The organism is Burkholderia paludis, from assembly GCF_000732615.1.
GTDB classification, from domain to species: Bacteria; Pseudomonadota; Gammaproteobacteria; order Burkholderiales; family Burkholderiaceae; genus Burkholderia; species Burkholderia paludis.
The window spans coordinates 44,949-65,040 of sequence record NZ_JPGL01000024.1 but is presented as its reverse complement, the minus strand read 5'-3'; the positions used below and the strand labels follow the sequence as shown (position 1 = coordinate 65,040).

General features: G+C 68.0%; 21 protein-coding genes. 16 read left to right on the top strand and 5 right to left on the bottom strand.

Going from position 1 to position 20,092, the window contains the following annotated elements; all coding sequences use genetic code 11:
- Nucleotides 1-22 precede the first annotated feature (22 nt).
- Nucleotides 23-796 (bottom strand): phytanoyl-CoA dioxygenase family protein, encoded by a 774-nt coding sequence (locus GQ56_RS0116460; RefSeq protein ID WP_031399694.1) that lies wholly within the window; start codon nucleotides 794-796, stop codon nucleotides 23-25.
- Nucleotides 797-1,149: 353 nt separating this feature from the next.
- Here GQ56_RS0116460 and GQ56_RS0116455 point away from each other — a divergent pair, with 353 nt between their 5' ends.
- The gene (locus tag GQ56_RS0116455; RefSeq protein WP_031399693.1) at nucleotides 1,150-1,497 is read left to right on the top strand and encodes a hypothetical protein; all 348 of its coding nucleotides are present in this window, start codon (nucleotides 1,150-1,152) and stop codon (nucleotides 1,495-1,497) included.
- Nucleotides 1,498-1,620: 123 nt separating this feature from the next.
- Here GQ56_RS0116455 and metK read toward each other — a convergent pair whose 3' ends face one another.
- On the bottom strand, nucleotides 1,621-2,808 hold the full coding sequence (metK, locus tag GQ56_RS0116450; protein ID WP_031399692.1) for a methionine adenosyltransferase: 1,188 nt from the start codon (nucleotides 2,806-2,808) through the stop codon (nucleotides 1,621-1,623).
- A 267-nt stretch (nucleotides 2,809-3,075) separates the two neighbouring features.
- Between metK and lpxL the strand changes: the two genes are divergently transcribed.
- The 10 genes from lpxL to GQ56_RS0116400 all read left to right on the top strand — a co-directional run bounded on the left by lpxL (nucleotide 3,076) and on the right by GQ56_RS0116400 (nucleotide 13,083).
- Nucleotides 3,076-3,960 (top strand): lauroyl acyltransferase LpxL, encoded by an 885-nt coding sequence (lpxL, locus tag GQ56_RS0116445; RefSeq protein WP_031399691.1) that lies wholly within the window; start codon nucleotides 3,076-3,078, stop codon nucleotides 3,958-3,960.
- A gap of 386 nt (nucleotides 3,961-4,346) precedes the next feature.
- Nucleotides 4,347-5,216: a diaminopimelate epimerase gene (dapF, locus tag GQ56_RS0116440; RefSeq protein WP_031399690.1), complete on the top strand. Its 870-nt coding sequence runs from the start codon at nucleotides 4,347-4,349 to the stop codon at nucleotides 5,214-5,216.
- Between the two features lie 37 nt (nucleotides 5,217-5,253).
- Entirely contained in the window at nucleotides 5,254-5,982 is a 729-nt protein-coding gene (locus GQ56_RS0116435) for a DUF484 family protein (RefSeq protein WP_031399689.1), read from the top strand.
- Between the two features lie 14 nt (nucleotides 5,983-5,996).
- A complete protein-coding gene (gene xerC, locus GQ56_RS0116430) occupies nucleotides 5,997-6,917 on the top strand; it encodes a tyrosine recombinase XerC (RefSeq protein WP_031399688.1) in 921 nt (306 codons plus the stop codon).
- A 76-nt stretch (nucleotides 6,918-6,993) separates the two neighbouring features.
- Nucleotides 6,994-8,208 carry a class I SAM-dependent rRNA methyltransferase gene (locus tag GQ56_RS0116425; RefSeq protein WP_031399687.1) on the top strand — a complete coding sequence of 405 codons (1,215 nt, stop codon included), beginning with the start codon at nucleotides 6,994-6,996 and terminating at the stop codon, nucleotides 8,206-8,208.
- A gap of 103 nt (nucleotides 8,209-8,311) precedes the next feature.
- Nucleotides 8,312-9,487, top strand: a complete 1,176-nt coding sequence (locus tag GQ56_RS0116420) for a CobW family GTP-binding protein (RefSeq protein WP_174923200.1) — start codon at nucleotides 8,312-8,314, stop codon at nucleotides 9,485-9,487.
- A gap of 484 nt (nucleotides 9,488-9,971) precedes the next feature.
- Complete coding sequence (gene dksA, locus GQ56_RS0116415) at nucleotides 9,972-10,388, top strand: RNA polymerase-binding protein DksA (RefSeq protein ID WP_006477498.1); 417 nt, start codon at nucleotides 9,972-9,974, stop codon at nucleotides 10,386-10,388.
- Between the two features lie 242 nt (nucleotides 10,389-10,630).
- Nucleotides 10,631-11,167 carry an ATP-dependent protease subunit HslV gene (hslV, locus tag GQ56_RS0116410; RefSeq protein ID WP_031399685.1) on the top strand — a complete coding sequence of 179 codons (537 nt, stop codon included), beginning with the start codon at nucleotides 10,631-10,633 and terminating at the stop codon, nucleotides 11,165-11,167.
- 10 nt (nucleotides 11,168-11,177) lie between these two features.
- Nucleotides 11,178-12,521, top strand: a complete 1,344-nt coding sequence (hslU, locus tag GQ56_RS0116405; RefSeq protein WP_031399684.1) for an ATP-dependent protease ATPase subunit HslU — start codon at nucleotides 11,178-11,180, stop codon at nucleotides 12,519-12,521.
- 196 nt (nucleotides 12,522-12,717) lie between these two features.
- Nucleotides 12,718-13,083: a hypothetical protein gene (locus tag GQ56_RS0116400; RefSeq protein WP_031399683.1), complete on the top strand. Its 366-nt coding sequence runs from the start codon at nucleotides 12,718-12,720 to the stop codon at nucleotides 13,081-13,083.
- Nucleotides 13,084-13,095: 12 nt separating this feature from the next.
- On the opposite strand, the gene GQ56_RS0116395 is transcribed toward GQ56_RS0116400, so the two are convergent.
- The 3 genes from GQ56_RS0116395 to GQ56_RS0116385 form a co-directional block, all read right to left on the bottom strand.
- Nucleotides 13,096-13,638, bottom strand: coding sequence for a response regulator transcription factor (locus tag GQ56_RS0116395; protein ID WP_031399682.1), 543 nt, complete (start codon nucleotides 13,636-13,638; stop codon nucleotides 13,096-13,098).
- Nucleotides 13,639-13,651: 13 nt separating this feature from the next.
- Nucleotides 13,652-15,043: an ATP-binding protein gene (locus GQ56_RS0116390; RefSeq protein ID WP_031399681.1), complete on the bottom strand. Its 1,392-nt coding sequence runs from the start codon at nucleotides 15,041-15,043 to the stop codon at nucleotides 13,652-13,654.
- A 93-nt stretch (nucleotides 15,044-15,136) separates the two neighbouring features.
- A complete protein-coding gene (locus GQ56_RS0116385) occupies nucleotides 15,137-15,361 on the bottom strand; it encodes a cysteine-rich CWC family protein (protein ID WP_031399680.1) in 225 nt (74 codons plus the stop codon).
- Nucleotides 15,362-15,644: 283 nt separating this feature from the next.
- Here GQ56_RS0116385 and argB point away from each other — a divergent pair, with 283 nt between their 5' ends.
- The 5 genes from argB to metW all read left to right on the top strand — a co-directional run bounded on the left by argB (nucleotide 15,645) and on the right by metW (nucleotide 20,035).
- Nucleotides 15,645-16,544, top strand: a complete 900-nt coding sequence (gene argB / locus GQ56_RS0116380) for an acetylglutamate kinase (RefSeq protein WP_006490510.1) — start codon at nucleotides 15,645-15,647, stop codon at nucleotides 16,542-16,544.
- The gene (locus GQ56_RS0116375) at nucleotides 16,541-17,332 is read left to right on the top strand and encodes an HAD-IA family hydrolase (RefSeq protein ID WP_031399679.1); all 792 of its coding nucleotides are present in this window, start codon (nucleotides 16,541-16,543) and stop codon (nucleotides 17,330-17,332) included. The genes argB and GQ56_RS0116375 overlap by 4 nt, the downstream gene beginning before the upstream one ends.
- Nucleotides 17,299-17,964 carry a nucleoid occlusion factor SlmA gene (gene slmA, locus GQ56_RS0116370; RefSeq protein ID WP_031399678.1) on the top strand — a complete coding sequence of 222 codons (666 nt, stop codon included), beginning with the start codon at nucleotides 17,299-17,301 and terminating at the stop codon, nucleotides 17,962-17,964. Before GQ56_RS0116375 ends, slmA begins: the two co-directional genes overlap by 34 nt.
- A 320-nt stretch (nucleotides 17,965-18,284) precedes the next feature.
- Nucleotides 18,285-19,430 (top strand): homoserine O-succinyltransferase MetX, encoded by a 1,146-nt coding sequence (gene metX / locus GQ56_RS0116365; RefSeq protein ID WP_031399677.1) that lies wholly within the window; start codon nucleotides 18,285-18,287, stop codon nucleotides 19,428-19,430.
- Complete coding sequence (metW, locus tag GQ56_RS0116360; protein ID WP_031399676.1) at nucleotides 19,427-20,035, top strand: methionine biosynthesis protein MetW; 609 nt, start codon at nucleotides 19,427-19,429, stop codon at nucleotides 20,033-20,035. The genes metX and metW overlap by 4 nt, the downstream gene beginning before the upstream one ends.
- The last annotated feature ends 57 nt before the right edge of the window (nucleotides 20,036-20,092 follow it).

Here is a 20,092-nt window from a genome sequence, read left to right as displayed (position 1 = left end):
TGGCCGCCCGCACGATCGTCGCCTAGAACTGCACTTCCGGCTTCGCCGCCGAACGCGTGCCGGGCAGCGGCCGGTTGCTCGCGCCGTGGTACGTGTAGACGAGCGAGAACTTCACCTGGTCGGAGCGGTTCTGCCCGGCCGAATGCAGCGTGTTGCTGTGAAAGAACACGACGTCGCCCGCCTGCAGCGACGGGCACGTGGCCGCGTCGATCATCTTCCGGTTCTCCGGCAGGTCGCCGCGGAAGAACTTCGCATCGTCGAACGCTTCCGGCCCGAATTCGGCCGTATGCGATCCCGGCACGAGCCACAGCGCGCCGTTCTCGTTCGTTTCCGGCCCGAGGGCGAGCCACACCGACACCATGTCGGGACGCTCGAACGCCCAGTAGCGGAAATCGCGATGCCAGCCCGTCAGGCTGCCGTACGCGGGATGCTTCGTCATCATGCAGTTGTGATGCGCGCGCGACAGCACGGGTTCCTCGCCGAAATACTCGCGCATCCACGCATGGATTTCGGGGGCGGTCGCGCGCTCGGCGAAGGCGGGATCGCGCCCGTACGCATCGAGCAGCCGCCGCACCGTGTGCCCGCCCGGCGCGTGCTTCGACTCGGGCGCGCCCGGGTAGCGCAGGTCCGCCTCGAACTCGATCGGCTCGGCCGCCTCCTGCAACTGGCGCGCCGCGATCTGCCTGAGCGCCGCGCACTGCTGCTCACCGACGAGGCCACGCGCGACGACGAAACCGCGTTCGCGCAATTCCGCGACTTGCGCGCGGATCGATTCCGACTGCAATGGAGACGACATGGGATGCCAGACGTTTATTGTGTGAATGTGACGATTGTAAATCGGCGCCGGATACCGCGAACAGCACCATTGTCGTGCGCAGGGGCATGCCAATCGCGGATTTGATCGTGCTCAAGGGAACTGTGCGGTGCGATGCCGTGCCTCACCGACAGGCGGTATGCGGCACACGCCTTGCGGCTCAAGGGTTTATTGCGACTTTTGCCCGTCACGATTCCCCTGTAGCCTGTCGCAGCCTGTCAATTCTGGCGGGCGCGGCGCGCAGCGGCTTTCGGTAAGATCCGTTGCGCCATCCGAGGCCGTTCATAGCAGTGCGCTCTTCAGGGCGCCATCCATACAAGCGACGCATCGTTCACATGCCATTCCGTCTGACTTCCCGTCTCAGCCGCGCTGCGAAGCGCGTCGTGCCGACCGCTCCTGCCCGCTCGCTGCGCCACCACCGCGCACGCACGCAGGCGCTGGCCGAGCGGACGCTCGCACATAGCCGGCTGGACGGCATCCGCGCGTGGTTCCACGCCTTTTTCTCGATGATGAGCACGCAGGCGTTCGCACGGCGTGCCGGCCTGCGCTCGCTGCTGCAGAAGCCGTCGTCGCTGCGCGCGCTCGCGCTGCGCCGCACGCTCGGGCCGCAGCGCCGCGTCAACCGCCCGCGCCGCCTCGCGGCCAGCGACGGCTGGTTCGGGTTCGGGTTCGGCGCACGCTGAACGCGCGCCGGCGGGCACGATCCGCGACGATCGCCGTCGCGCCGCGGCCCCGCAGCGCCGACGATCGACACCCATAAAAAAACCCCGGCATGGCCGGGGTTTTTCATGTCGGGCGAACGACGCTTACGCGACGCGTGCCGTCGGCTCGACGCCGGCCGCTTCGGCCAGGGCGAGCGCCTTGTCGGTCGCTTCCCACGAGAATTCCGGCTCTTCGCGGCCGAAGTGGCCGTAAGCCGCCGTCTTCTCGTAGATCGGGCGCAGCAGGTCGAGCATCTTGATGATGCCCTTCGGACGCAGGTCGAAATGCTCGCGCACGAGCTTCGTGATCACCGCATCCGACACGCGGCCCGTGCCGAACGTGTTGACCATCACCGAGGTCGGCTCGGCAACGCCGATCGCGTACGACACCTGGATCAGCGCGCGCGACGCGAGGCCGGCGGCGACGATGTTCTTCGCGACGTAGCGGCCGGCATACGCTGCCGAACGGTCGACCTTCGAAGGATCCTTGCCCGAGAACGCGCCGCCGCCGTGCGGTGCGGCACCGCCGTACGTGTCGACGATGATCTTGCGGCCGGTCAGGCCGCAGTCGCCCTGCGGGCCGCCGATCACGAACCGGCCGGTCGGGTTCACGAGGAACTTGATGTCGCCCTTGATCAGGTCGGCCGGCAGCGTCGGCTTGATGATTTCCTCGATCACGGCTTCGCGCAGCGCGGGCAGTTCGATGTCCGGTGCGTGCTGGGTCGACAGCACGACGGTGTCGATCGCGTGCGGCTTGCCGTCGACGTAGCGGACCGTCACCTGCGACTTCGCGTCCGGGCGCAGCCATTGCAGGCGGCCGTCGCGGCGCAGGCTGGCCTGGCGCTCGACGAGACGGTGCGACAGGTAGATCGGCAGCGGCATCAGTTCCGGCGTTTCGTCGCACGCGTAACCGAACATCAGGCCCTGGTCGCCCGCGCCCTGATCGAGGTTGTCGTCATGTGCGCGATCGACGCCCTGGGCGATGTCCGGCGACTGCTTGTCGTACGCGACGAGCACTGCGCAGCCCTTGTAGTCGATGCCGTAGTCGGTGTTGTCGTAGCCGATGCGCTTGATCGTGTCGCGCGCGATCTGGATGTAGTCGATGTTGGCCGTCGTGGTGATTTCGCCGGCCAGGACGACGAGACCGGTGTTGCACAGCGTTTCCGCCGCAACGCGGGAATACTTGTCTTGCTCGAGGATGGCGTCGAGGATCGCGTCCGAGATTTGGTCGGCGACCTTGTCCGGATGGCCTTCGGAGACGGATTCGGACGTGAAGAGATAATCGTTTGCCACTTTTTCAGGCTCCTTGGTGTGGTTACGGTTGGTTTCACGTAGCCAGCTTCGTTCGGCCTGAAGCGGCGACGCTTTAGCGGATTACCAGGACCGGGCAGCGTGTGTAACGCCAACCGGCTTCGCCCCGCAAGTTGTCAGTTAACTCGGCGAAGCCCGTATTATAGCGGCTTTCCTGAATTGTCACAGAGCGCCGCCCGTGCTGCATCTTCCGCTGTTCTACCCCCCAGTTCGCAACGCGCCGGCCAGCCGGTCCCACGGAGGTTTCGCATGCTAGGTCGTCTAGCCACGCACCTCGCCATTGGCTTGCTGAAACTGCTCGCCCTGCTGCCGTACGGCCTGACCGCACGATTCGGCGATGGTCTCGGCTGGCTGCTCTACCAGATCCCCAGCCGGCGAAAACGCATCGTACACACCAATCTGAAACTCTGCTTCCCGGATTGGAGCGACGCGCGCCGCGAGGAAGTGGCGGGGCAGCACTTCCGCCACGCGATCCGCAGCTACGTCGAACGCAGCGTGCAATGGTTCGGCTCGGAGAAGAAGCTCGCGAAGCTGATCCAGGTCGACAGCGCGGTCGACCTCACCGATCCCGACCTGCCGCCGACGCTGTTCCTCGGCCTGCACTTCGTCGGCATCGAAGCCGGTTCGATCTGGCTCAACCGTTCGCTGCAGCGCCGCTGCGGATCGCTTTACCAGCCGTTCTCGAACACGGTGCTCGAGGAAGCGGCGAAGCAGGCGCGCGGGCGCTTCGACGCGGAGATGGTCGGCCGCGCGGACAGCGCGCGCGTCGTGCTGCGCTGGCTGCGCGACCGCAAGCCCGTGATGCTCGGAGCCGACATGGACTACGGGCTGCGCAATTCGACGTTCGTCCCGTTCTTCGGCGTGCCGGCCTGCACGCTGACGGCGGTCGGCCGGCTCGCGAAGACGGGCCGCGCGCAGGTCGTGCCGTTCATCGGCGAAGTGCTGCCGAACTACAAGGGCTACCGTCTGAAGGTATTCAAGCCGTGGGATGACTACCCGACCGGCGACGACGATCTCGACGCGCGGCGGATGAACGCCTTCCTCGAGGAGCAGATCCCGCTGCTGCCCGAGCAGTATTACTGGGTCCACAAGCGCTTCAAGACGCGCCCGCCCGGCGAGCCCGGCCTGTACTGACCCTAGCCGGGAGTCATGCGGGCGCGCGACCGGAAGCGCGCCCCGCACGCTCGCCGCCTGCGGCGCGCCCTTCGCGCGCGCCCGCCGCCGGCCTGCTCTGCCGCACGCGCCGCCGATCGGCCCTCCCCCGTTGCGCGACGCCATCGCCCGCCACGCCGCGCCGAACCATCCGCTCGCCGCGGCCCCGCGCAACCCGCCGCGGGGCCGGCGCCGGCCCCGCCGGCAGTTGCACCGGCGACGCGACCCGCCGGCCCGCGCGGGACGCCCCTGTCGGCTGCATGTATCATTTGCGGTTGAGATCAGCATGACGAACGAGGCCGCCCGGCGCGGCCGCAGGCCGTTCGCATCGTGCTGGCCGCCTTGTTCGCCATGGAATTCCGGACCCAGTGAAACTCTCGTTCACCAAGATGCACGGCGCGGGCAACGACTTCGTCGTGCTCGACGGCTATTCGCGCGCGTTGCCGCCGCTCACCGAAGCGCAGGTGCGCGCGCTCGCCAACCGCCACTTCGGCATCGGCGCCGACCAGTTGCTGCTCGTCGAACGGCCGACCGTCGACGGCGCGGATTTCAAATACCGCATCTTCAATTGCGACGGCGGCGAGGTCGAACACTGCGGCAACGGCGCACGCTGCTTCGTGAAGTTCGTCAGCGACCGCGGCCTCACCGGCAGCCGCAGCGTGCGCGTGCAGGTGATGAAGGGGCTGATCACGTTGACGCTGCAGGACAACGGCGAAGTGGTGGTCGACATGGGCGCGCCGGTGTTCGCGCCGGCGCAGGTGCCGTTCGATGCGGCGGGCCTCGACGGCCGCACGGAGGGCCGCGACACGCTGTGGCCGCTCGACGTCGGCGGCGCGACGCGCTGGATCTCGACGGTGTCGATGGGCAACCCGCACGCGGTGCAGGTCGTCGACGACGCCGACGCATATCCGGTACGGGAGGAAGGCCCGCTGATCGAGCGCCACGCGCGCTTCCCGCAGCGCGTGAACGCCGGCTTCATGCAGATCCTGTCGCGCAGCGAGGTGAAGCTGCGCGTGTACGAACGCGGCGCGGGCGAGACGCTCGCGTGCGGCACCGGCGCCTGCGCGGCCGTCGCCGCCGGCATCCGGCGCGGCCTGCTCGATTCGCCCGTGACCGTGCACACGCACGGCGGCACGCTGACGATCGGCTGGGACGGCGCGCGCGACGAAGCCGCCGCGCTGACGATGGCCGGGCCCGCCACGACCGTGTTCGAAGGCGAGATCGACCTGAACGCCTGACCCTGCAACGTTACCGATAACTGAACGCGCCAGCCACATGAACGATCGCGAAGTCGCCGACTACCTGCTTGCCAACCCCGAATTCTTCGCGCGGCACGCCGAGCTGCTCGCGACGGTCCGCCTCGCGAACCCGCACGGCAAGGCCGCGATCTCGCTGCAGGAGCGGCAGATGGAGATGCTGCGCGACAAGAACAAGCATCTCGAGCGCCGGCTCGCCGAACTGGTGCGCTACGGCCACGAAAACGACGGCCTGTCCGCGAAGTTCAGCCGCTGGACGGCGCGCGTGATCGCGGAACGCGATCCGTACGCGCTGCCGCGCACGATCGCCGACGGCATTGCCGACGTGTTCGACGTGCCGCAGACGGCGCTGCGCGTGTGGGACGTCGCCGACACCTACTCGCAGGCCGACTTCGCACGCCAGGTCGGCGAGGAAGTGCGCCTGTTCACGAACGGCCTGTCGACGCCGTACTGCGGCGCGAACACGGGCTTCGAGGCCGCGCAGTGGCTCGCACCCGCAGCCGCCTCGGCCGCGCACGCGGCGGAAGGCGCGGAAGCCGCGCCGGCCGGCGACGGCGCCGCCGCATCGGTCGCGCTGCTCGCGCTGCGCGCGCCGAATGCCGGCGCCGATGGCGACGCGCCGGCGTTCGGCCTGCTGGTGCTCGGCTCGCCCGATCCGCGCCGGTTCCACGACGGGATGGCCACCGATTTCCTCGCCCGGATCGCGACGCTCGCAAGCGCCGCGCTCACGCGCCTGCTGCCGCACTGAGTCCTGTTCACGCGATGACAGACGATCCGGTCGCCGCCTACCTGTCGAACCTGAAGCACGTCAGGCAGCTGTCGGAGCACACGCTGCGCGGGTACGCGCACGAGCTCGACGAGCTGAAGAAGCTCGCGGCCGGCCGGCCGCTCGACGCGCTGACGGCCGCCGACATGCGCGGCGCGGTCGCGCGCGCGCATGCGGGCGGGCTGTCGGCACGCTCGATCTCGCACCGGCTGTCCGCATGGCGCGCGTTCTACCGCTGGCTCGCGCAGCGCGTCGAGATGCCCGCGAACCCGGTTGCCGCGGTGCGCGCGCCGAAACGCGCGAAGACCTTGCCGAAGGCGCTGTCGGTCGACGATGCGTCGGCACTGATGGACGCGCCGCTCGCCGGCACGACCGAAGGCATCCGCGATCACGCGATCCTCGAGCTGTTCTATTCGTCGGGGCTGCGCCTCGCCGAGCTGATCGGGCTCGACGTCGGGTACGCGCAGGCCGACGGCTACCGCTCGGCCGGCTGGCTCGATCTGGCCGAAGCCGAAGTCACCGTGCGTGGCAAGGGCAACAAGGAGCGCAAGGTGCCGGTCGGCCGCAAGGCGATCGATGCGCTGAACGCGTGGCTCGCGGTGCGCGGCGAATTCGTGAAGCACGACCCGCATCCGCTGTTCGTGTCCGTACGCGGCAACCGGATGTCGCCCGGGGTCGTGCGCGAGCGCGTGAAGCGTGCGGCGCTCGCCGCGGGCATCCCCGCCAACGTCCATCCGCACGTGCTGCGCCACTCGTTCGCGACGCACGTGCTGCAGTCGAGCGGCGACCTGCGCGCGGTGCAGGAGCTGCTCGGCCACGCGAGCGTCTCCGCGACGCAGGTCTATACGTCGCTCGACTTCCAGCATCTCGCGAAGATTTACGACAGCGCGCATCCGCGCGCGAAGAAGCGCGACTGACGCGCCTCCCGTGTTACCCGCCGCGCGCGGCAACCGGCAACGGTCCGCTTCGCGCACGGCCCATTTCGATCTCACCATGCAAACCGTCACCCTCAAGCCGTCCAAGGAAAAATCGCTGCTGCGCCGCCATCCGTGGATCTACGCCAATGCGATCGACCGCGTCGACGGCAAGCCCGCGCCCGGCGCGACCGTGATCGTGCGCGCGCACGACGGCCGCTTCCTCGCGCGCGGCGCCTACAGCCCGCAGTCGCAGATTCGCGTGCGCGTCTGGAGCTTCGACGAGAACGAGCCGATCGACCACGCGTTCTTCAAGCGCCGCGTGCAGCGCGCGGTCGCGCACCGCACGTCGATGGTGTCGGGCACGGGCGCGGTGCGGCTCGTGTTCGGCGAAGCCGACGGGCTGCCGGGGCTGATCGTCGACTACTACGTCGCGGACACCGCCGAAGCCGGCGCGGCGCCGCGCGGCCAGCTCGTCTGCCAGTTCATGGCCGCCGGCGTCGAGGCGTGGAAGGACGCGCTCGTCGCGGCGCTCAGCGGCGCGACCGGCTGCCCGAACGTGTACGAGCGCTCGGACGTGTCGATCCGCGACAAGGAAGGGCTCGAACAGACGACCGGCGTGCTGGCCGGCGATGCGCCGCCGGCGACGCTGATCTCGAACGAAAACGGCGTGCGCTATCACGTCGACGTGCCGAACGGCCACAAGACGGGCTTCTACGTCGACCAGCGCGACAACCGCGCGCTCGTCGCGCAGTATGCGGCCGACCGCGACGTGCTGAACTGCTTCTGCTACACGGGCGGCTTCTCGCTCGCGGCGCTCAAGGGCGGCGCGAAGCGCGTCGTGTCGATCGATTCTTCGGGCGACGCGCTCGCGCTCGCGCAGCAGAACGTCGTGGCCAACGGCTTCGACGCCGCCCGCGCGACCTGGCTCGACGCCGACGCGTTCAAGACGCTGCGCCGCCTCGTCGACGAAGGCGAGCGTTTCGACCTGATCGTGCTCGACCCGCCGAAGTTCGCGCCGACCCGCGACAGCGTCGACCGCGCGGCGCGCGCGTACAAGGACATCAACCTGAGCGGCTTCAAGCTGCTGCGTCCGGGCGGCCTGCTGTTCACGTACTCGTGCTCGGGCGCGATCGACATGGACCTGTTCCAGAAGATCGTCGCGGGCGCCGCCGCCGACGCGAAGGTCGACGCGCGCATCCTGAAGCGGCTCGGCGCGGGCGTCGATCACCCGCTGCTCGCCGCGTTCCCGGAAGGCGAATATCTGAAGGGCCTGCTGTTGCAAATCGTCTGATCGCCCCGATCTACGCGCGTAACCGTCCGCCGGCCGCCATTCCGCGCCCGGCGGATCCGCGCTCCCGCCCGTCGTTCGGACGACGGGCGGGGGCTTGACAGGTATGTTTCAATGGATGGTTGTGCGCCCCGGCTGGCAACGCCCGGGCGCGACGCACATCCTGGTTTTGACCCCGATTCACGAACCACAGGCGACCGACATGGCCACTCCCGTCACCATCCTTACCGGCTTCCTCGGCAGCGGCAAGACGACGCTGCTCAAGCGCATCCTGAACGAACAGCACGGCATGAAGATCGCCGTGATCGAGAACGAGTTCGGCGAAGAGAACATCGACAACGAAATCCTCGTGCAGGATTCGAACGAGCAGATCATCCAGATGAGCAACGGCTGCATCTGCTGCACGATCCGCGGCGACCTCGCCCGCGCGCTCGGCGACCTGGCCGCGAAGAAGCGCGAAGGCAAGCTCGACTTCGACCGCATCGTGATCGAAACCACCGGCCTGGCGAACCCCGGCCCCGTCGCGCAAACCTTCTTCATCGACAGCGAGATCGCCGACGATTTCCTGCTCGACGCGATCATCACGCTGGTCGACGCGAAGCACGCGAATGCGCAGCTCGACGAGCACGAGGTCGTGCAGCGCCAGGTCGGGTTCGCCGACCGCCTGTTCATCACGAAATCGGATCTCGTCGACGACCAGACCGTCGCCGGCCTCAAGCACCGGCTGCTGCACATGAACCCGAAGGCCGCGGTCAGGGTCGTGAACTTCGGCGAAGCGGACATCAAGGAAATCTTCGACCTGCGCGGCTTCAACCTGAACGCGAAGCTCGAGATCGACCCCGACTTCCTCGCCGAGGACGACCACGCGCACCACCACCACGATCACGGCCATGATCACGATCACGCGAATTGCGACCACGATCACGGCCAATGCGCGCACGATCACGACCACGGCCACCACCATCACCACCATGCGCACCACGACGACAAGATCAAGTCGTTCGTGTACCGCAACGACCGCCCGTTCGACCCGAACAAGCTGGAAGACTTCCTCGGCGGCATCCTGCAGATCTACGGCGAGCGGATGCTGCGCTACAAGGGCGTGCTGTTCATGAAGGGCGTCGACCGCAAGGTCGTGTTCCAGGGCGTGCACCAGATGATGGGCAGCGACCTCGCCGCGAAGTGGCTGCCGATCGAGAAGAAGACCAGCAAGATGGTGTTCATCGGCGTCGACCTGCCGCAGGACCTGATCACCGACGGCCTGGACGCCTGCCTCGCCTGACGCATCCGGGCGCCCGCCCACGGCCGCCGTTCCGGGCGGCTGCGGCGGGCGCGCGGCGCCCTTTCCGGGCAGGGTTTCGCCGTCATCGCTTTTTCGCGATTTGCGCGTTATATTTTCTAGATATTGGCGCAGCCGACGGGGATCGACCCGATACGGCGCCCACTTGCGATTCAGTTACAATACGTGCCCGCTGGAGTACGGCAACAAATAGGCCCGGTTCTTGCTGAACCAGTTTTCCGGGCATCGCAACCGCGCCGGATCGCCAATCCGCCTCCCGGCCACGGCCGATGCGAAGTGCCGCGCAGCACACCGGTTCGCAGCGCGCGCAACTCCGCGCCAGGCCTATCCTGGTATTTGAGAACCGGTTTTCCAGAGGCTTTCGGCCCCGCGGCGGCAAATCGCAAATGATTGCAAGCGCGGTTGCGGGTAATCCCAAAGTGCAGGCAATATCTGTCGATTTGCCGCACATTGAAGAAGCAAGCAGATGACGAAGAAACTCTTGACCGAAGCCGAAATCCTGAAGATGAGCGACAAGGATTACATGAATGAGGATCAGCTCGCCTTCTTCAAAAATCGGCTCGAACAGTTGCAGGCGGACATCCTCAAGAATGCAGGCCAGACGACCGAGAACCTGCGCGAGACGGTGATCGTGCCCGATCCCGCCGATCGCGCGACGATCGAGGAAGAGCACGCGCTCGAGCTGCGTACGCGCGATCGCGAACGCAAGCTCCTCAAGAAGGTTCAGCAGTCGCTCGCCCGCATCGATTCCGGCGATTACGGCTGGTGCGAGGAAACCGGCGAGCCGATCGGCATTCCGCGGCTGCTCGCCCGTCCGACCGCCACGCTGTCGCTCGAGGCGCAGGAGCGTCGCGAGTTGCGCCAGAAGCTGTTCGGCGACTGATCGAGCGGCGTTCCGCTCCGACACGCTGCTTCCCGAAAGCGCGCGGCCTGCCGCGCGCTTTTTGTTTTTCCGGCACCGGTTCCCGGTGTGCCGGCCCGCCGATTTGCCGCCCGCCTCTTGATATCCCGGCGCCCGCCCTAAAATGAAACGGACGCGCGCCGGGCCGCTTCCCGGCGCACTGCGCTTTACGCGGCGGCGCCTCGCGCCGCCCGACTCTTCCCCGTTTTTCTCAAGGAACGCAGATGGAGCAATTTCACGGCACGACCATCGTTTCGGTCCGGCGCGGCGACAAGGTCGCGCTCGGCGGCGACGGCCAGGTAACCCTCGGCAACATCGTCATGAAGGGTGGCGCGCGGAAAGTGCGGCGGATCTACAACAACCAGGTGCTGGTCGGATTCGCGGGCGGCACCGCCGATGCGTTCTCGCTGCTCGACCGCTTCGAGGCGAAGCTCGAGAAGCACCAGGGCAACCTGACCCGTGCGGCCGTCGAGCTCGCGAAGGACTGGCGCACCGACCGGATGCTGCGTCGCCTCGAGGCGATGCTGATCACGGCCGATGCGACCACCACGCTCGTGATCACCGGCAACGGCGACGTGCTCGACCCCGAGGAAGGCATCTGCGCGATCGGCTCGGGCGGCGCGTATGCGCAGGCCGCGGCCCGCGCGCTCGCGGAGAACACCGATCTGTCGCCGCGCGAGATCGTGGAGAAGTCGCTCGAAATCGCCGGCGACATGTGCATCTATACGAACCACAACCGCATCATCGAAACGATCGAGTAAGGACAGCACCATGAGCACCATGACCCCTGCCGAGATCGTCTCGGAACTCGACAAGCACATCATCGGCCAGGCGAAGGCGAAGAAGGCCGTCGCGGTCGCGCTGCGCAACCGCTGGCGCCGCCAGCAGGTCGCCGATCCGCTGCGCCAGGAAATCACGCCTAAGAACATCCTGATGATCGGGCCGACGGGCGTCGGCAAGACCGAAATCGCGCGCCGCCTCGCGAAGCTCGCCGACGCGCCGTTCATCAAGATCGAAGCGACCAAGTTCACCGAAGTCGGCTACGTCGGCCGCGACGTCGACAGCATCGTGCGCGACCTGATCGAGATCTCGGTCAAGCAGACGCGCGAGACCGAGATGCGCAAGGTGCGCAGCAAGGCGACCGACCAGGCGGAAGACCGCATCCTCGACATCCTGCTGCCGCAGCCGCGCGCGGTGGGCTTCGGCGGCAACGCCGAGCACGCGAACGACGACAACAACGCGACGCGCCAGACGTTCCGCAAGCGCCTGCGCGAAGGCCAGCTCGACGACAAGGAAGTCGAACTCGACCTCGAGCAGCCGTCAGCCGGCATGGACATCATGGCGCCGCCGGGGATGGAAGAGATGACCGAGCAGATCCGCTCGATGTTCTCGAACCTCGGCAGCGGCAAGAAGCAACGCCGCAAGGTGAAGATCAAGGAAGCGCTGAAGCTGCTGACCGACGAGGAAGCGGCGAAGATGCTGAACGACGAGGAAGTGAAGACGAAGGCCGTGCAGAACGTCGAGCAGAACGGCATCGTGTTCCTCGACGAGATCGACAAGATCACGTCGCGCAACAACGAAGGCAGCGGCGGCGAAGTGTCGCGCCAGGGTGTGCAGCGCGACCTGCTGCCGCTCGTTGAAGGCACGACGGTCAACACGAAGTACGGGATGGTGAAGACCGATCACATCCTCTTCATCGCGAGCGGCGCGTTCCACCTCGCGAAGCCGAGCGACCTGATTCCGGAACTGCAGGGCCGCTTCCCGATCCGCGTCGAGCTCGATTCGCTGTCGGTGAACGATTTCGAGGCGATCCTCGTCGCGACCGATGCGAGCCTCGTCAAGCAGTACCAGGCGCTGCTCGCGACCGAGGACGTGCAACTCGAATTCGCCGACGACGGCATCCGCCGGCTGGCGGAGATCGCGTTCGCGGTCAACGAGAAAACCGAGAACATCGGCGCGCGCCGGCTGTACACGGTGATCGAGAAGCTGCTCGAGGAAGTGTCGTTCTCGGCCGGCAACCACGCCGGCGAGCGCGTGACGATCGACGCGCAGTATGTCGACCGCGCACTCGGCGAAGTGTCGCAGGACGAAGACCTGTCGCGCTACGTGCTGTAACGCGCGCGGCACGCGTTGCCGGCTGCGGAACGGGCGGTTCCTTGTTCGGGGCCGCCCGTTTTCGTTTGCGCGACGCGCGCATGCGAAGCCGCCCTCTGGCCGGCATCCGGATCGCGACCTATCATGACGTCTGCCGGGCGCATCGTTCGCCCGCCCGCCGGTTCGCCGGCCTGCCGTCACCGGGTCGCTCTCGACGATGATCGTCTACCCTTCCATCGCCGGCCGTGTCGTGCCGGAATTGCGGTCGCTGACGCGCGCCGACCTCCGCTGGATCTTCCTGCGGATCCGGCGGGACTCGCGCCGCCGCTACTACGTCGCGCTGTCGCTGGCGTTGCCGGGCTCGCTCGCCGGCGCCACGCTGCTGATACTGCCGGTGTTCGCCGGCATCTCGTTCGCGATGCGCGGGATGCTGTCCGCGTCGGCCCTGTCCGGCCTGGCGGGCGCGGTGTGCGGCGTGATCGCCGTGCACGTCGGCTACGCGATCGAAACCGCGCTGATGACGCTCCAGCTCAAGCCGGAAATCGCCGCGCGGCTCGCGCGCGACCGCCTCCCGGCCGCCTGAGCCGCCCGCCGCTTACTGCCTAACCGGCTTCTTCGCGAGCTTGCGCTGCAGCGTGCGGCGGTGCATGTTCAGCGCGCGCGCGGTTGCCGAGATGTTGTTGTTGTTCTCGGACAATACGCGCTGGATGTGCTCCCATTCGAGCCGGTCGACCGACAGCACCACCGGATTCTCGAGCGCTTCGTCGGCCTGCACCTCGGTCGCGTTGGTCTGCAGCGCGGCCAGGATCGACTCGACGTTCGCGGGTTTTGCGAGATAGTTGTCGGCGCCTTCCTTCACGGCCTGCACGGCGGTCGCGATGCTCGCGTAGCCGGTCAGCACCAGGATCCGCGCATCGGGCTGCAGGTCGCACAGCGGCGCGATCAGGCTCAGGCCCGAATCCTCGCCCAGGTGCAGGTCGACCGTGATGAACTGGAACTTGCCGCCGGCCGCGAGCCTGAGCGCCGTCTCCTTGTCGTGCGCCTGCTGGACCGCGTAACCGCGGCGCTCGAGGCCGCGCGCGAGCGTGCCCGCGAACACCTCGTTGTCGTCGATCACCAGGAAATTGTTCTCGCTCATGTGGTTTCTCCGTCTACGTGTTGGTTGAGGCGGCCGGCGCCGCGACGCGCACGACCGGCAGGCGCAGCACAGCGCGCGTGCCGCGCGCGGCGGCCGCACGGCTGTCCGGCGTGCCGGCAGCGTGCGGCCCCGTGCGGGGGCCCGATCCCGCCGGGGCGTGACCGTTCGCCGCACTGCGTCCGTTGCCGCCCGCGGCGCGCGGCGCGACATCGGACAGCTCGATTTCGCCGCCGAGCCGCGCGGCCGCGCTGAACGCGAGATACAGGCCGACCCCGTGCCCGCCCTGCGTGCTGTCGACCGGCATCGCGCCGAGCGATTCGCGCAGCGCGGTCGGAATGCCGGGCCCGTCGTCGCATACCTCGAATTCGATCTCGTCGGCCGCGCCGCCGTGCGCGACCTTCGCGGCCAGCGTCACGCGCTGCGGGCTCGCCCGCGCCGCATTGTCGAGCAGGATCGTCAGGATCTGGCCGGCCGCGACCGTGTCGTCGAGCGCGACGCCCGCCGGTCGCGCGCCGAGCAGCTCGAACTGCACGTGAGGATGCCGCAGGCGCCAGTGCTCGACGAACGTGTCGAGCCAGTCGTCGACCGGCTGGCGGCTGGCGGGTGCGCTCGCGCGGCTGCGCAGGCGTGCGAGCGCGGACGTGCAGAGCGTCATCTGCTCCTCGAGCACCTTCAGGTCGGCCTCGTAGCGAGCCAGCCCCGGATCGGCGCGCGCCGCATCGCGCAGCTCCTCGGCGAGCATCGCGATCGTCGACAGCGGCGTGCCCATCTCGTGCGCGACGGTGGCGGCCTGCACGCCGAGCGCGACCGCGCGCTCGTCGCGCAGCAGGTGTTGCTGGGCCGCGCCGAGCGCCGCGTCGCGCTGGCGCAGCGCGTTCGACATGCGTGCGACGAACCATGCGATCAGCCCGACGCTGACCATGAAGTTCGCCCACATCCCGGTGCGGTAGTAGTCGAACAGGTTCGCGGGATTGTCCAGGTTGAGCGGCACCGAATCGAAGCCGAGCGCCGCGTAGCAGGCGACCGCGAACGCCGCGAGCCAGATCATCAGGTGCCATGGCAGCACGGCGGCCGCGATCGCGAGCGAAGGCAGGTATAGCGACACGAACGGATTGGTCGTGCCGCCCGACAGGAACAGCAGCGCGGACAGCGCGCCGAGGTCGACCCACAGCTGGCCGAGCAGCTCGAAATTGGTCTCGGGCCGCGCGCGCAGCACGCGCACCCAGGTCAGCGCGTTGAAAACGATTTCGAGCGCGATGACCATCAGCATCGCCGGCAAAGGCAGATGCACGCCGAAATAGGTCTGTACGACGCCGATCGTCACGAGCTGGCCGATGATCGCGAGATTGCGGAGCCAGAACAGGTGACTGAGGTTGACGCGCCCGGTGGTGGTGATTCGTTGCATCCGGGCAGTTTACCCGTTTAGCGGGCAACGCCCCTAGCGGGGACGGATCGAAACGCCGCGAACCGGCCCGCGGCGCGACGCCGGCAGCCGCCGTCAGCCGGCCGCGCCGGCCATCCGTTGCGCGATCTCGTCGGCCAGGCATTCGGGGCAGCGGCAGCGCGCGCCGGCGGCCGGCGGCACGCCGCCGGGCAGCGCCGGCATCGACGCGCACCAGCAGTCGAACGGCTGCGTGCGGGCGCCGCAGTCGAAGCCGCGCCCGCAGTGCGGGCAGCGCGCACGGCGCGGAGCGGGACGGGCGTCGACGGCGGAATCGGTCATGGCGCAATCGCGGAAGCGGGCGGGAAGTCGCCCCACGCGACAAGCATAGCGCGGCACACGGAATTTGCACGCCCGCCGTCCGGCCGATGCGGGCCGCGAACCGCCCCGCCGACGGTCCGGCGCACCGCCGCCCGCATCGCGCCGCGCCATAGCCGGCGGGCCGCCGCGCGCCGCGCCCACCCGTCGCCGACGGTGTTCCGGCCCGTCCAAAAACCCGATGCTGCGCTGCGCCACTCCTGTACAATTCGCCGTGTTTCAACCGTTCCCAGCCAGAGCCGCCGCCATGTCCGAGCCCATCGACCTCTCGCAGATCGCCCCCACGCTGAAAGCAGAAATCCTCGCCGAGGCGCTGCCGTATATCCGCCGCTACCACGGCAAGACCGTGGTCATCAAATACGGCGGCAACGCGATGACGGAAGAGCGGCTCAAGCAAGGCTTCGCGCGCGACGTGATCCTGCTGAAACTAGTCGGCATCAACCCGGTGATCGTCCACGGCGGCGGTCCGCAGATCGATCATGCGCTGAAGAAGATCGGCAAGGCCGGCACCTTCATCCAGGGCATGCGCGTCACCGACGAAGAGACGATGGAAGTCGTCGAGTGGGTGCTGGGCGGCGAAGTGCAGCAGGACATCGTGATGCTGATCAACCACTTCGGCGGCCACGCGGTGGGCCTGACGGGCAAGGACGGCGGCCTGATCCACGCGCGCAAGCTGCTGATGCCGGACCGCGACAACCCGGGCCAGTACATCGACATCGGCCAGGTCGGCGAGGTCGAGGCGATCAACCCGGCGGTTGTGAAGGCGCTGCAGGACGACGCGTTCATCCCGGTGATCTCGCCGATCGGCTTCGGCGAAGACGGCCTCTCGTACAACATCAACGCAGACCTCGTCGCGGGCAAGCTCGCCACCGTGCTGAACGCCGAGAAGCTGCTGATGATGACCAACATCCCCGGCGTGATGGACAAGGACGGCAACCTGCTGACCGATCTGTCCGCGCGCGAGATCGACGCGCTGTTCGAGGACGGCACGATCTCCGGCGGCATGCTGCCGAAGATCTCGTCGGCGCTCGACGCCGCGAAGAGCGGCGTGAAGTCGGTGCATATCGTCGACGGCCGCATCGAGCATTCGGTGCTGCTGGAAATCCTGACCGAGCAGCCGTTCGGCACGATGATCCGCTCGCATTGAGCGCGCGCCGCCCGCCTGCGAACCCCGGCCTGCCGGCCCCGCTGCGGCGCCGGCGCATCTCGCGCAGCCGGCCGCGCGCCGGCGCGCCCGTCTGGCTGTTCGATCTCGACAACACGCTGCATCACGCATCGCACGCGATCTTTCCCGAGATCAACCGCGCGATGACGCAGTACATCATCGACACGCTGCAGGTCGGGCGCGCCGAAGCCGACCGCCTGCGCACCGGCTACACCGAGCGCTACGGCGCCGCGCTGCTCGGCCTCACGCGCCATCACCCGATCGATCCGCACGATTTCCTGCGCGTGGTGCATACGTTTTCCGACCTGCCCGCGATGCTGCGCGCCGAGCGCGGCCTCGCGCGCATCGTCGCCGCGCTGCCGGGCCGCAAGTTCGTGCTGACCAATGCGCCGGAGAACTACGCGCGCGCGGTGCTGCGCGAATTGCGCATCGAACGGCTGTTCGAGCGCGTGATCGCGATCGAGCACATGCGCGACCGCCGCACGTGGCGCGCGAAGCCCGATCACACGATGCTGCGCCGGACCCTGCGAGCCGCGCATGCGCGGCTCGCCGACGCGATCCTCGTCGAGGATACGCGCGGCCACCTGAAGCGCTACAAGCGTCTCGGCATCGGTACGGTGTGGATCACCGGCCACCTGCCCGGCCATCTGCCGGGCGCCGGTCGCCCCCACTATGTCGACCAGCGCATTCGTTCGCTAAAATCGCTCCGACTGGGCACACGATCGGGGCGACAGAAATGCAGCCGACTTACCCGCAGGACCAAGCCGTAACGGACAGCCAGGCCACACCCGCGCGCACGCGCCCGAAACCGGGCGAGCGCCGCGTGATGATCCTGCAGACGCTCGCGGCAATGCTCGAGGCGCCCAAGCCCGAGAAAATCACGACCGCCGCGCTCGCGGCCCGGCTCGACGTGTCGGAGGCGGCGCTCTACCGGCACTTCTCCAGCAAGGCGAAGATGTACGAAGGCCTGATCGAATTCATCGAGCAGGCGCTGTTCGGGCTCGTCAACCAGATCGTCGCGAAGGAGCCGAACGGCGTGCTGCAGGCGCGCACGATCGGGCTGACGATGCTCAATTTCGCCGCGAAGAACCCCGGCATGACGCGCGTGCTGACCGGCGAGGCGCTGGTGGGCGAGGACGAGCGGCTGACCGAGCGCGTGAACCAGCTGCTCGACCGCATCGAGGCGACCGTCAAGCAATGCCTGCGGGTCGCGCGCACCGAGGCGGACGCGCCGCAGGACGGCGCGGCGCCGCTCGTGCTGCCGGCCGACTACGATCCGGCCGCGCGCGCGAGCCTGCTCGTCAGCTACGTGATCGGCCGGTGGCACCGCTTCGCGAAGGGCGGGTTCCAGAAGCCCCCCGGCGAGCAGGCCGATGCGCATTTGCGGTTGATCCTGCAGTGACCTGCGCGTGACGCGCACGCTCGCGACGCGGCGGCCGCTGCGCCGCGCGCGCCGCCATGGCCGGACGCGTCCGCCCGCGGCAATCCGCCCCGGAAGGATTTCCGCTATACTTTGCCGACCGTCGCCCCCTGGGCGACAGGTCGGAAGCGCGCCGATTTGCTGACTCGATTGCGGGCGCGCGAACCGGCCGGGCACCGATTCGTCGTTGTCCCGGCGGTTCACTACAAATGCGGCTAAAGAGGTCGTCAGCCGCGCATCTCCGACTCCGCGCCTCGCCGACACCATTTAGCCGCCCAGTCATAAGGCATAAGGCGGAACGAATGGAATCGATCGGCATCGTCGCTCCACAGACCATGCACTTCGCCGAACCGCTGCGCTTGCAAAGCGGCAGCGTGATCGGCAACTATCAGCTCGTCGTCGAGACCTACGGCGAACTCAACGCCGCGCGCTCGAACGCGGTGCTCGTCTGCCACGCGCTCAACGCGTCGCATCACGTCGCCGGCGTCTACGCGGACGATCCGCGCAGCACCGGCTGGTGGGACAACATGGTCGGGCCCGGCAAGCCCCTCGACACCAACCGCTTCTTCGTGATCGGCGTGAACAACCTCGGCTCGTGCTTCGGCTCGACCGGCCCGATGAGCACCGATCCGTCGACCGGCAAGCCGTACGGCGCACGCTTTCCGGTCGTGACCGTCGAGGACTGGGTGCACGCGCAGGCGCGCGTCGCCGACGCGTTCGGCATCGAACGCTTCGCCGCGGTGATGGGCGGCAGCCTCGGCGGCATGCAGGCGCTCGCGTGGAGCCTGATGTATCCGGAGCGCGTCGCGCACTGCATCGACGTCGCATCGACGCCGAAACTGTCCGCGCAGAACATCGCGTTCAACGAGGTCGCGCGCTCGGCGATCCTGTCCGATCCCGACTTCCACGGCGGCGACTACTACGCGCACGGCGTGAAGCCGAAGCGGGGCTTGCGCGTCGCGCGGATGATCGGCCACATCACCTACCTGTCCGACGACGACATGGCCGAGAAATTCGGCCGCGCGCTGCGCCGCGCCGACGGCGCGCTCGACGCGTACAACTTCAGCTTCGACGTCGAATTCGAGGTCGAGTCGTACCTGCGCTACCAGGGCGACAAGTTCGCCGACTACTTCGACGCGAACACTTACCTGCTGATCACGCGCGCGCTCGACTACTTCGATCCGGCGAAGGCGTTCGACGGCAACCTGACGGCCGCGCTCGCGCACACCCAGGCGAAGTACCTGATCGCGAGCTTCACGACCGACTGGCGTTTCGCGCCCGCGCGTTCGCGCGAGATCGTGAAGGCGCTGCTCGACAACAAGCGCACGGTCAGCTACGCGGAAATCGACGCGCCGCACGGCCACGACGCGTTCCTGCTCGACGACGCGCGCTATCACAACCTGATTCGCGCCTATTACGAACGAATCGCCAACGAGGTGGGCGCATGAACCAGCAAGCGCTGAATTCCCTGTCCGCACGCGCGGACTTCCGCGCGATCGCCCGCTGGGTCGAGCCGCGCGGCACCGTGCTCGATCTCGGCTGCGGCGACGGCTCGCTGCTGTCGCTGCTGATGGAGGAGCTGGACGTCACCGGCTACGGCATCGAACTGAACGATGCAGGCGTGCTCGCGAGCACGAAGAACGGCATCAACGTGATCCAGCAGAACCTGGAGGACGGGCTGCGCCTGTTCGAAGACCACAGCTTCGATTTCGCGATCCTGTCGCAGACGCTGCAGACGATCCACCAGACGGCCGCGATCCTGCGCGAAACCGCGCGGGTCGGGCGCGAATGCATCGTGTCGTTCCCGAACTTCGGCTACTGGGCGCACCGGCTGTCGGTGCTGCGCGGCCGCATGCCGGTGTCGAAGTCGCTGCCGTACCAGTGGCACAACACGCCGAACGTGCGGGTGCTGACGATCAAGGATTTCGAGGCGCTCGCACCGGAAGTCGGCGTGACGATCCTCGACCGCATCGTGCTGCACGAAGGCCAGCCGATTCGGTGGGGAGCGAACTGGCGTGGTAGTCTTGCTGTCTACCGCGTCAAGCGCAGCTGAGCCGGAGAGCCGTCGACGGAAGCTCCGTTTCGCACGCGCAAGCGGCCGCCCCTCCTG

Excerpts from the sequence above, each read along its gene's own strand:
- GQ56_RS0116460 (WP_031399694.1), bottom strand. The coding sequence starts at position 796 with ATGTCGTCTCCATTGCAGTCGGAATCGATCCGCGCGCAAGTCGCGGAA.
- GQ56_RS0116455 (WP_031399693.1), top strand. The coding sequence starts at position 1,150 with ATGCCATTCCGTCTGACTTCCCGTCTCAGCCGCGCTGCGAAGCGCGTC.
- lpxL (WP_031399691.1), top strand. The coding sequence starts at position 3,076 with ATGCTAGGTCGTCTAGCCACGCACCTCGCCATTGGCTTGCTGAAACTG.
- GQ56_RS0116435 (WP_031399689.1), top strand. The coding sequence starts at position 5,254 with ATGAACGATCGCGAAGTCGCCGACTACCTGCTTGCCAACCCCGAATTC.
- xerC (WP_031399688.1), top strand. The coding sequence starts at position 5,997 with ATGACAGACGATCCGGTCGCCGCCTACCTGTCGAACCTGAAGCACGTC.
- GQ56_RS0116425 (WP_031399687.1), top strand. The coding sequence starts at position 6,994 with ATGCAAACCGTCACCCTCAAGCCGTCCAAGGAAAAATCGCTGCTGCGC.
- GQ56_RS0116420 (WP_174923200.1), top strand. The coding sequence starts at position 8,312 with ATGTTTCAATGGATGGTTGTGCGCCCCGGCTGGCAACGCCCGGGCGCG.
- dksA (WP_006477498.1), top strand. The coding sequence starts at position 9,972 with ATGACGAAGAAACTCTTGACCGAAGCCGAAATCCTGAAGATGAGCGAC.
- hslV (WP_031399685.1), top strand. The coding sequence starts at position 10,631 with ATGGAGCAATTTCACGGCACGACCATCGTTTCGGTCCGGCGCGGCGAC.
- hslU (WP_031399684.1), top strand. The coding sequence starts at position 11,178 with ATGAGCACCATGACCCCTGCCGAGATCGTCTCGGAACTCGACAAGCAC.
- GQ56_RS0116400 (WP_031399683.1), top strand. The coding sequence starts at position 12,718 with ATGATCGTCTACCCTTCCATCGCCGGCCGTGTCGTGCCGGAATTGCGG.
- GQ56_RS0116395 (WP_031399682.1), bottom strand. The coding sequence starts at position 13,638 with ATGAGCGAGAACAATTTCCTGGTGATCGACGACAACGAGGTGTTCGCG.
- GQ56_RS0116390 (WP_031399681.1), bottom strand. The coding sequence starts at position 15,043 with ATGCAACGAATCACCACCACCGGGCGCGTCAACCTCAGTCACCTGTTC.
- GQ56_RS0116385 (WP_031399680.1), bottom strand. The coding sequence starts at position 15,361 with ATGACCGATTCCGCCGTCGACGCCCGTCCCGCTCCGCGCCGTGCGCGC.
- argB (WP_006490510.1), top strand. The coding sequence starts at position 15,645 with ATGTCCGAGCCCATCGACCTCTCGCAGATCGCCCCCACGCTGAAAGCA.
- slmA (WP_031399678.1), top strand. The coding sequence starts at position 17,299 with ATGCAGCCGACTTACCCGCAGGACCAAGCCGTAACGGACAGCCAGGCC.
- metX (WP_031399677.1), top strand. The coding sequence starts at position 18,285 with ATGGAATCGATCGGCATCGTCGCTCCACAGACCATGCACTTCGCCGAA.
- metW (WP_031399676.1), top strand. The coding sequence starts at position 19,427 with ATGAACCAGCAAGCGCTGAATTCCCTGTCCGCACGCGCGGACTTCCGC.